The sequence below is a fragment of the Streptomyces sp. NPDC014894 genome (genome assembly GCF_043080985.1).
Classification (GTDB): Bacteria; Actinomycetota; Actinomycetes; order Streptomycetales; family Streptomycetaceae; genus Streptomyces.
Genome location: NZ_JBIBWD010000037.1, coordinates 1 through 10,031 on the forward strand (window position 1 = coordinate 1; position 10,031 = coordinate 10,031).

A 10,031-nucleotide genomic window follows, 5' to 3' on the forward strand; every position below is an offset into this window, starting at 1 on the left:
ACTCCGGTGGAGGAGGTGCTGTGCGGGCTGTTCGCGGAGGTGCTCGGTCTGGACCGGGTGGGTGCGGAGGCGTCGTTCTTCGATCTGGGCGGTGACTCGCTCCTCGCGATGCGGCTGATCGCCCGCGTCCGTGCCGTCCTCGACACCGAAGTCAGCATCCGAGACCTGTTCACGGCCGCCACGGTGGCGGGACTGGCCGGCCTCATCGACGAGACCGACGGCGAGACCCGGATCGCGCTGACCCGGCGGGAACGCCCCGAGGTGCTGCCGCTGTCCTACGCCCAGCAGCGTATGTGGTTCCTCAACCGGCTGGAGGAGACCGATTCCGGCGCCGACGCCGCCTACAACCTGCCGCTCACGCTGCGGATGTCGGGTGAGCTGGACATCGCGGCGCTGGAGGCGGCGCTCGGGGACGTGGCCGACCGGCACGAGAGCCTGCGGACCGTCTTCCCGGAGACCGACGGCGCTCCCCGGCAGGAGATCCTCGAAGGCGCCGACGGACGCCCGCCGCTCACCGTGGTCGAAACCACGGAGAGCGAACTCGTGGACGTGCTCACCGTGCACTCGGGTCAGGGCTTCGACGTCAGCGTCGACCTCCCGTGGCGGATCTGGCTGCTGGTGACCGCTCCTTCGGAGTATGTGCTGCTGATCGTCGCGCACCACATCGCCGTCGACGGCTGGTCGATGGGCGCGCTCTCGCGTGACCTCGGCACGGCCTACACCGCACGCTGCGAAGGACGGGCCCCCGGCTGGGAGCCGCTGCCGGTGCAGTACGCCGACTACGCGCTCTGGCAGCGCGAAGTGCTCGGCGACCTGGACGACCCGGAGAGCCTGATCGCCAGTCAGATCACTCACTGGCAGGAGACGCTGGAAGGGGCGCCGGAGGAGCTGGTGCTCCCCAGCGATCGCCCCCGCCCTCCGATGCCGTCGTTCGAGGGCCGCTCAGTGCCGCTGCATGTGGGCCCCGAGGCGCACGCCGGGCTGGTGGAGGTGGCCGGGCGCGGCCGGGCGACCATGTTCATGGTCGCGCATGCCGCGTTGGCGGTTCTGCTGTCGCGGATGGGCGCGGGTGAGGACATTCCGCTCGGTACGCCGATCGCGGGCCGTGGCGATGCGGCGTTGGACGATCTCGCGGGCTTCTTCGTCAACACGCTCGTTCTCCGTACTGATCTGAGCGGCGATCCCACCTTCACGGAGGTCGTGAGCCGGGCCCGTGAGGCCGATCTGTCCGCTTACGGTCATCAGGATGTGCCGTTCGAGCGGCTGGTGGACGTACTGAGCCCGGTGCGGACTCTCTCCCGGAATCCGCTGTTCCAGGTGATGCTCGCACTCCAGAACGTGCCGGAGGCGCGCTGGGAGCTGCCGGGCCTGGAGGTCGCCCCGCTGCCGCCCGCGTCCGAACTGGCCGCCCGCTTCGACCTCTCCGTGACCCTGGTCGAACAGCGGGACGACGACGGGGCCCCCGCCGGGATCGGCGGCGGAATCCTCTACGCGACCGACCTCTTCGACCAGGAGACCGTTGAGGGTCTTGCGGTTCGTCTGGGTCGGGTGCTGGAGCAGGTCGCCGCGGATCCGGACCTTCGGCTGAGCGAGATCGCGGTGCTGGACGAGGTCGAGCGGGCTCAGGTGGTGTCGGAGTGGAACGACACGGTCCTGCCGGTGGAGGCGGGGACCTTCCTGGAACTGTTCGCGGACCGTGTGGCGGCGGCGCCGGGCGTTGCGGCGGTGCGGTCCGGTGCGGATGTGCTGTCGTACGGGGAGCTGGACGAGTGGTCGAACCGGCTGGCGCGGGTGCTGATCGAGGCCGGTGTGGGTCGGGAACGAGTCGTCGGGCTGTGCCTGCCGCGCGGGGTGGAGATGGTGGTGGCGCTGCTGGCGGTGTGGAAGGCCGGCGGGGCGTACGTACCGCTGGATCCGGAGTACCCGGCGGACCGGCTGGCGTACATGGTGGCGGACAGCGGTGCGGTGCTGGTGCTGGCCACGGCCGGGACGGAGCCTGCGGGAATCGACGTACCCGTACTGCGCTTTGAAGAGATCCAGGAGACTTCGGCGGAGCCTCTTGGCACGGTGACGAGCCCGGAGCAGTTGGCGTATGTCATCTATACGTCGGGTTCGACGGGCCGGCCGAAGGGGGTGGCGGTCGCGCACGGCGGGGTCGCCAACCTGGCCCATGCCATGCGCCCTGCGCTCGGTGTGGCCGAGGGTGTGGTGGCGCTCCAGTTCGCGTCGTTCAGCTTCGACGCCGCCGTACTGGATGTGGCGGTGACGCTCGCCGCAGGTGGAACGCTGGCGATCGCGTCGAGTGAGGAGCGGACGGAGCCCGAGGCGCTGGCGGAGATGATCCGCACGTCCGGGGTCGAGGTCGCGAGCGTGGTGCCGTCGCTCCTGGGCGTGCTGGATCCGTCGGCGGTGCCGGGGGTACGCAACTGGGTGCTCGGCGCCGAACGCCTCAACGCCGATCTGGCGAGCCGTTGGCTGGCGGGTTCCCGCGTGTGGAACACGTACGGTCCGACCGAGGCCACGGTCATCACCACGGCTGTCCCGCTCGACCCGGGCATGACCGCCGAGGATCAGCCTCCGGCGATCGGCAGTCCGATCGGCAACGCGAAGGTGTTCGTCCTGGACGACTTCCTTCAGCCCGTGCCCGTGGGCGTGACGGGTGAGCTGTACGTAGCCGGTGACGGCCTGGCGCGTGGTTACGCGGGCCGGCCGGATCTGACGGCGGAACGCTTTGTGGCGAGTCCGTTCGGCGGGCGGATGTACCGCTCCGGCGACCTGGCCCGCTGGAGCGCTGATGGTCAGTTGTGGTTCGCGGGGCGTGCGGACGAGCAGGTGAAGATCCGCGGCTTCCGGGTGGAGCCCGGCGAGGTCGAGTCCGTCCTCGCCGCGCACGAGAGCGTGGGCCAGATCGCGGTGGTGGTCCGCGAGGACCGGCCCGGAGACAAGAAGCTCGTCGCCTATGCCGTACCTGCGATCGGTCGAGAAGTCGACATACCGGCACTGCGCGAGTACGCGGGTGAGCGGCTCCCGGAGTACATGGTCCCGGCCGCCGTCCTCGTACTGGACGCCCTGCCGCTGACCGTGAACGGCAAGCTCGACAAGGCCGCGCTGCCCGCTCCGGAGTCCGGCGGTGAGAGGGCCGGGCGGGCTGCGGAGACGCCGGTGGAAGCGACGCTGTGCGGTCTGTTCGCCGAGGTGTTGGGGCTGGAGGAGGTGAGTGCCGACGGTTCGTTCTTCGAGCTGGGCGGCGACTCGATCATGTCGATGCTGCTGGTGTCGAGCGCCCGCAAGGCCGGGCTCGTCATCACCGCCCGGCAGGTCTTCGAGCGGCAGACGCCGGAGGGCCTGGCGGTGGTGGCCGGCGCGGTCGGCGACGGCGCCCTCGTGGGCGGCGGCGAGCCGGGAGTCGGCGAGATCCCGCTGACGCCCGTCATGCATGAACTGATCGAGCGGGTCGGGCTGGAGAAGCTCGGACAGGTGGTGCTGTCCGCGATGGTGGAGACCCCGGTGGGTCTCGACTTCGCGCTTCTCACCGACGCCGTGCAGGCGCTGGTCGACCACCACGACATCCTCCGGGCCCGCCTGGAGGACGGCACGGACGAGACCGGCCGACGACTCGTCGTACCGGAACCCGGCAACGGACTCGCCGAGCGCCTGCTGCGCCGCGTCGAAGCCACCGGACTGACCGCCGACGGCCTCAACAGCCTCATCGGCGAGCAGATGACCGAGGCCGTCAACGGGCTCGACCCGTCCGACGGTGTGATGGCCCAGCTGGTCTGGTTCGACCGGGGCCCGGACGACCTCGGCAGACTGCTGTTCATCATCAACCACCTCGCGCTGGACACCGTGTCGCTGCGGATCCTGCTGCCGGACCTGGCGGAGACGTACGAGGCGCTGGCCGCCGGTCGCGAAGCCGCGCTGGATCCCGTACCGACGTCGTTCCGGCACTGGGCCCGTGAGCTGGCCGAACAGGCCGGGAGCGAAGAGCGGCTGGCGGAGGCCGCCGAGTGGGTGGAGTTCCTCCAGGGGCCCGACCCGCTCCTCACCGCGGAACCGGTCGACCCCGAGCGGGATCTCCAGGCGACGCTGCGGCAGGCATCGGTCCGGGTCCCCATCGAGGTGACCGCCGAACTGCTCACGAGTGTGCCGACGGCGTTCCACGCGGGTATCGACGATGTGCTGCTGACCGGGCTGACGGCCGCCGTCGCCGAGTGGCGCGACAGCCGGAGCACCCCGGGCGGCAGCGCGATCCTGGTGGACGTCGAGGGTCACGGGCGCGTACCCCTGTCGGACGCGGACGATCTGTCGCGGACGGTGGGCTGGTTCACCAGCAGCCACCCCCTTCGGCTGGACGCCGGATCGGTCGACCCCGCCGAGGTGCGGGCGGGCGGTGCCGCCGCCGGGCGGGTGCTGAAGCGGGTCAAGGAGCAGGTGCGGGCGGTGCCCGGGGACGGTCTGGGCTACGGGATTCTGCGGTATCTCAACCCGGACACCGCTGCTCAGCTGTCCGCGTTGCCGACTGCGCAGATCGGCTTCAACTACCTCGGACGGTTCTCGGTCTCCGGCGGCGCGACGCCCGCCAAGGGCGCGCAGGCCGGCTGGACCCCGCCCCGCGACGGCGGCGGCGATGTGAGCCTCGGCGGGGAGTACCCGGTGATGCACGCGCTGGAGGTCATGGGCGTGGTGCGGGATCTGCCGGAAGGGCCTGAGCTGACGCTCACGCTGCTCTGGCCCGAGCAGCTGTGGGACGAGGAGGCCGTGACCCGGCTGCTCGACGGCTGGGCGGCGATGCTGGCCGGTCTCGTCACCCACACCGCCGACGCGGAGAGCGGTGGTCACACGCCCTCCGACTTCTCGCTCGTGTCGCTGGACCAGGCGCGGATCGAGGAGCTGGAGGCGGAGGTTCCGGAGCTGGTGGACATCCTGCCCGTCTCGCCGCTCCAGGAGGGGCTTCTGTTCCACGCGCTCTTCGACGAGCAGGGCACGGACGTCTATGTCGAGCAGCTGGACCTCGGTCTCGAAGGACCGCTGAACCCGGTGGCGTTGCGCGCCTCGTGGCAGGCGCTGCTGGACCGGCACGCGAGTCTGCGGGCCGGGTTCCGGCAGCTGCCGGGGGTGGACCAGCCCGTCCAGGTGGTCACCCGGCACGCGGTCATGCCGTGGCGGGAGGAGGATCTCTCCGGGCTGACCGAGGAGGAGAAGGCCGCCGAGGCCGAACGGCTGGGCATCGAGGAACGAGCCCGGCGGTTCGATCTGACGGCGCCCCCGCTGGTGAAGGTGACCCTGGTCAAGCTGGGCGCCGACCGATTCCGCATGATGATCACCCTGCATCACATCGCGCTGGACGGCTGGTCGCTGCCGATCCTCATGCAGGAGCTGTGGACCGCGTACGAGGCCGGCGGCAGCACGAGCGGACTCCCCGCCGTGACCCCGTTCCGCGACTACCTGGAGTGGCTGTCCCGTCAGGACCGGGAAGCCGCGCGGGAGGCCTGGCGGGAGGCGCTCGCGGACATCGAGGAGCCGACGCTCGTCGCTCCCGTCGACCGGGACGCCGAGCTGGTGCACGGCGAGGTGGTGATCGGCGAGGCCGCGCCCGCTCTCGACGAGGCCCTGCGTGAGCTGGTCAGGGTACGGGGCATCACGCTCAACACCGTGGTGCAGGCCGCCTGGGCGCTGCTGATCGGCAAGCTGACCGGCCGCCGTGACGTGGTGTTCGGCGCGAGCGTCGCCGGCCGGCCCGCCGAGCTGCCCGGGATGGAGTCGATGCTCGGGCTGTTCATCAACACCGTCCCGGTGCGGGTCCGGTTCGACCCCGCCCAGACCGTCTCGGGGATGCTGGACCGGCTCCAGGCCGAGCAGTCGGCGCTGATGGACTACCAGTATCTGAGCCTGAGCGACATCCAGCGCCTGGCCGGTGCTGGGGCCGCCTTCGACACGATCATGGCCTTCGAGAACTTCCCCTCGGGCGGCAACCAGGAAGCGCCCCCGGAGACGGACGAGCCGATGCCCGGACCGGGCGGACTGCGCGTCTTCGAGTCCGGGATCCGGGAATCCATCAACTTCCCGCTCGGACTGGTGGCGGGACCGATCGGCGGTCTGGCCATGCGTCTGACCTACCGCCCGGACCTGTTCACCGCCGAGGAGGCGCAGACCATTCTCGACCGGCTGCTGCGGCTGCTGGAACAGATGACCTCGGCCCCGGACGCCCTCCTGGGCCGGATCGACGTGCTGGAGGAGACCGAGCGGTCGAGGATCGTCTCGGAGTGGAACGACACGGTCCTGCCCGTCGAGGAGGGGACCTTCCTGGAACTGTTCACGGATCGGGTGGCGGCGGCGCCGGGCGTCGCGGCGGTGCGGTCCGGTGCGGATGTGCTGTCGTACGGGGAGCTGGACGAGCGGTCGAACCGGCTGGCGCGGGTGCTGATCGAGGCCGGTGTGGGTCGGGAACGAGTCGTCGGGCTGTGCCTGCCGCGCGGGGTGGAGATGGTGGTGGCGCTGCTGGCGGTGTGGAAGGCCGGCGGGGCGTACGTACCGCTGGATCCGGAGTATCCGGCGGACCGGCTGGCGTACATGGTCGCCGACAGCGGCGCTGTGCTGGTGCTCACCAGCGCGGACACCGAGCCTGCGGGAATCGACGTACCCGTACTGCGCTTTGAAGAGATCCAGGAGGCTTCGGCGGAGCCTCTCGGCACGGTGACGAGCCCGGAGCAGCTGGCGTACGTCATCTACACCTCGGGCTCCACCGGCCGGCCCAAGGGGGTGGCGGTCGCGCACGGCGGGGTCGCCAACCTCGCGCAGGTGATGCGACCGGTCCTGGGTGTGGGCGAGGGTGTGGTGGCGCTTCAGTTCGCGTCGTTCAGCTTCGACGCCGCCGTGCTGGATGTGGCGGTGACGCTCGCCGCAGGTGGAACGCTGGCGATCGCGTCGAGTGAGGAGCGGACGGAGCCCGAGGCGCTGGCGGAGATGATCCGTGCGTCGGGGGTCGAGGTCGCGAGTGTGGTGCCTTCGCTGCTGGGTGTGCTGGATCCGTCGTCGGTGCCGGGGGTGCGGAACTGGGTGCTGGGCGCCGAGCGGTTGAACGCCGATCTGGCGAGCCGGTGGCTGGCTGGGTCGCGGGTGTGGAACACGTACGGTCCGACCGAGGCCACGGTCATCACCACGGCTGTTCCGCTCGACCCGGGGATGTCGGCGGAGGATCAGCCTCCGGCGATTGGCCGTCCGATCGGCAACACCCAGGTCTTCGTCCTGGACGACTTCCTTCAGCCGGTGCCGGTGGGTGTGACGGGTGAGCTGTATGTGGCGGGTGACGGTCTGGCGCGTGGCTATGCGGGTCGGGCGGATCTGACGGCTGAGCGGTTTGTGGCGAGTCCGTTCGGCGGGCGGATGTACCGCTCGGGTGACCTGGCGCGTTGGTCTGCTGATGGTCAGTTGTGGTTCGCGGGTCGTGCGGACGAGCAGGTGAAGATTCGCGGCTTCCGGGTGGAGCCGGGCGAGGTGGAGTCGGTCCTCGCCGCGCACGAGAGCGTGGGACAGATCGCGGTGATCGTCCGCGAGGACCGGCCGGGTGACAAGCGACTCGTGGCCTACGCCGTATCGGCTCCCGACCGGACCGTGGACGTGGAGATGCTCCGGCAGTACGCGGGCGAACGGCTCCCGGAGTACATGATCCCGGCCGCGGTGGTGGTCCTCGAAGCTCTGCCGCTGACCGTGAACGGCAAGCTGAACAGGACCGCGCTGCCCGCGCCCGAGTTCGACGCGGCGGCAGCCGGCCGAGGACCGGCGACGCTGATGGAGGAGGTGCTGTGCGGGCTGTTCGCGGAGGTGCTCGGTCTGGACCGAGTGGGCGCGGAGACCTCGTTCTTCGATCTGGGCGGTGACTCGCTGCTCGCGATGCGGCTGATCGCCCGCGTCCGTGCCGTGCTCGACACCGAAGTCAGCATCCGTGATCTGTTCACGGCGGCCACGGTGGCGCGGCTGGCCGGCCTCATCGACGGCACGGACGGCGAGACCCGGATCGCGTTGACCCGGCGGGAGCGGCCGGAGGTGCTGCCGCTGTCGTACGCCCAGCAGCGCATGTGGTTCCTCAACCGGCTCGAAGGAGTCGGCGAGGGCGCGGGCTACAACATGCCGCTGACCCTGCGCCTCTCCGGCAGCCTGGACACCGCGGCGCTGGAGGCGGCGATCGGCGATGTGGCCGAGAGGCACGAGAGCCTGCGGACCGTCTTCCCCGAGACCGACGGCACCCCGCGTCAGCGGATCCTCGAAGGGGCGGCCGGACGACCGGCGCTCGTCGCGGTCGAGGCCGACGAGAGCGGACTCGAAGACGTCCTCGCCGCCCGCGCCGCCCGCGGCTTCAATCTGAGCGTCGATCTGCCGTGGCGGACGTGGCTGGTGCGGACCGCTCCCTCCGAGCATGTCCTGCTGATCGTGATCCACCATGTGGCCTCGGACGGCTGGTCCACGGGCGTGCTGACGCGCGACCTCGGGACGGCCTACGCGGCCCGCCGCGAAGGGCGGGCCCCGGGCTGGGAGCCGCTGCCGGTGCAGTACGCCGACTACGCGCTCTGGCAGCGCGAGGTCCTCGGCGACCTGAGCGACCGGGACAGCCTGATCGGCAGGCAGCTGGAGTACTGGCGCGGCGCGCTGGCCGGCATTCCGGACGAGTTGGTGCTGCCTGCGGATCGGCGGCGGCCGGCGGTGTCGACGTTCCGTGGTGGTACGGCTCCGGTGCGGGTGGAGGCCGGTGTGCATGGCCGGCTGGTGGAGTTGGCGCAGCGTGGCGGGGCGACGATGTTCATGGTGGTGCATGCGGCTGTGGCGGCGTTGTTGTCGCGGTTGGGCGCGGGTGAGGATGTTCCGGTGGGTGCGGCTGTGGCGGGTCGTGGGGATGCGGCTCTGGATGATCTGGCGGGGTTCTTCGTGAACACGCTGGTGCTGCGGGCGGATCTGCGGGAGAACCCGTCGTTCGGTGAGTTGCTGGCGCGGGTGCGGGAGACGGATCTGGCGGCGTACGGTCATCAGGATCTGCCGTTCGAGCGGTTGGTGGACGACATCAACCCGGCCCGGTCCATGGGCCGCAACCCCCTCTTCCAGGTCTCGCTCTCCGTCCAGGGCGCCCAGCAACGGCCCGGCAGGCTGTGGGATCTTCCGGAACTGGAGGCCACTCCGCTGGCCTTCGGCGCGGAGGCCGCTTCCGCCCGGGTGGATCTGTCGCTCGATCTCAATGAGCACCGGGACGACGACGGAAGCCCCTCCGGGATGCTCGGCACCCTGCTGTACTCGCTCGACTTGTTCGACGAGGGGACGGCGCGGGGGCTTTCGGAGCGGTTGGTGCGGGTGTTGGAGCAGGTGGCGGCCGATCCTGGGGTTCGGCTCAGTGAGATCGATGTGCTGGGCGAGGGTGAGCGGTCGTTGGTGGTGGGGGAGTGGAACGAGACGGCTGTGCCGGTGGCGGCGGGGTCGTTGGCGGAGTTGTTCGAGGATCGGGCCGGTCGTTCGCCGGGTTCTGCGGCGGTGGTCGGTTCGGGTGGGGTGTGGTCGTACGCGGAGCTGGACGCGGCGGCGGGTCGGGTGGCTCGTGGGCTGGCGGCGCGTGGTGTGGGGCGTGGTGATCTGGTGGGGGTGCTGCTGGAGCGTTCGGCGGATCTGGTGGCGGTGCTGCTGGGTGTGGCGAAGGCGGGGGCGGGCTTTGTTCCGGTGGATCCGGCGTATCCGGTGGAGCGGATCGGGTTCATGCTGGAGGATTCGGCTCCGGTGCTGGTGGTCTGCTCGGCGGACACCGTTCCGCTGGTTCCGGCGGGTGCGGCCTCGTGGGTCTTCGGCGGTACGGACTCCGAACCCGACGAGACGGGCTCGGGGGCGGTGCTGGATCGGGCCGGTCTGGACGACGCGGGCTCGGGGGCGGTGCTGGATCGGGCCGGTCTGGACGACGCGGGCTCGGGGGCGGTGCTGGATCGGGCCGGCTTGGACGACGCGGCGTATGTGATCTACACGTCCGGTTCCACGGGCCGTCCCAAGGGCGTCGTGGTCTC

At 70.8% G+C, this 10,031-nt stretch carries 1 protein-coding gene; it reads left to right on the top strand.

The features are described 5' to 3' along the window. Positions 1-10,031 (top strand): amino acid adenylation domain-containing protein (locus ACF089_RS35695; RefSeq protein WP_392036338.1); only part of this gene is annotated, 10,031 nt, incomplete at both ends.